The 1,453-nt window shown below is 69.6% G+C and carries 1 protein-coding gene; it reads right to left on the bottom strand.

The features are described 5' to 3' along the window. Nucleotides 1-124 precede the first annotated feature (124 nt). Nucleotides 125-1,387, bottom strand: coding sequence for an IS701 family transposase (locus ACIPXC_RS35005; protein WP_401626546.1), 1,263 nt, complete (start codon nucleotides 1,385-1,387; stop codon nucleotides 125-127). Between the last annotated feature and the right edge of the window lie 66 nt (nucleotides 1,388-1,453).

Here is a 1,453-nt window from a genome sequence, read left to right as displayed (position 1 = left end):
CTAGTAGGGCTTTGTTAGGTGCGATGGTGCGGTTCGGGTTCTGGTGCGGGTTGGCCACATATGGAGCAGGCGCCGGTCCAGGTGGCCAGGAGGGCCTGGAGCTCGCGGAGGACCGCGTAGAGGGTCAGGCCGGCGCAGGGACTTTTGGGTCGAGCCTGAGCATGGTGCAGAACGCCTGGGCGAGGGAGGCGAGGGTGACGTGACGGTGCCAGCCGGGGAAGTTGCGGCCCTCGAAGTGGTCCAGGCCCAGGCCGTCCTTGAGTTCGCGGTAGTCGTGTTCGACGCGCCAGCGGATTTTGGCGATGCGGACCAGTTCGCGTAGCGGGGTGTCGGCGGGGAGGGTGGAGAGCCAGTAGTCGGTGGGCTCGGCGGCGCCGGGCGGCCACTCAGCCAGCAGCCAGCACTCGGGCAGGGAGCCGTCGGCGGCGCGGCGGATCGTCCGGTTGGCCGGGCGGACTCGCAGTACCAGGAACCGCGAGCGCATCTCGGCGCGTGGGTTGTGCTTCATGGTCTTGCTTCCGTGGCGCCAGGTCACGGTTCGTGCCGCCGATCGCCCTGCGTCCAGGGCGAGTTGGCGCAGAGTGGTGTGCGGGTCGGGGTAGGCCCATCCGGGCGGGCGCCCCTGGCCGCTGTAGGGCGGGCGCTCGGGGGCGGCGTCGCCCGGGTGGGCGGTGGTGGTGCCCTTCACCGCGACGGCGTAGGCCAGGCCGCGCTCGGCCAGGCCCTCGCGAAAACCTGTCGCGTCCCCGTATCCGGCATCGGCGACCACCGGCAGGCCGGGCAGTTCCCAGCCCTCGCGGACCTCGTCCAGCATGTCCAGGGCCAGGCGCCACTTCTCCTTGTGCCGCGCACTGTCGGGGATGGCTGCTTTGGCTCGCCGGCGCTGGATCGCCCCGGCCAGCAGCGGATCGCTCGTGTTCTTGGTGTCGTCCCAGCTCTCGGGCAGGAACAGGCGCCAGTCGACCGCGGAGGAAGCGTGGTCGCTGACGAGGTTGACGCTGACCCCGATCTGACAGTTGCCGCGTTTGCCCAGCGCGCCGCAGTACATCCGCGCCACCCCCGGCGAGTCGTAGCCGTCCTTGGGGAAACCCACATCGTCGATGGCGTACGCCTCCGGCCCGATGTGAGCGGCAGCCCAACGAGCCAGCCGCTCACGGACCTTGGCCCAGTCCCACGTCGACGAGGCCACGAACTGCTGGAGCTGCTGGTGGTCCACGCCCAGGCGCTCGGCCATCGGCTGCATCGACTTGCGCTTGCCGTCCAGCATCAGCCCACGCAGGTACAGCTCGCCCTTGGCCCGCTGATCCCGCCGCGCCAGCGAGCCGAGCATCTCCGCCGCGAACGCCTCCAAGCGCGGGCGGACCGTCTCCATCTCCTCAGGTGTCACACCTGAAAGGACATCACAACCTACCTGCAGATGATCAATCGGGGTACCTAACAAAGCCCTACTAGG

Source organism: Streptomyces sp. NPDC090021 (genome assembly GCF_044748225.1).
Lineage (GTDB): Bacteria > Actinomycetota > Actinomycetes > Streptomycetales > Streptomycetaceae > Streptomyces.
This window is presented reverse-complemented; position numbering and strand designations above follow the sequence as displayed.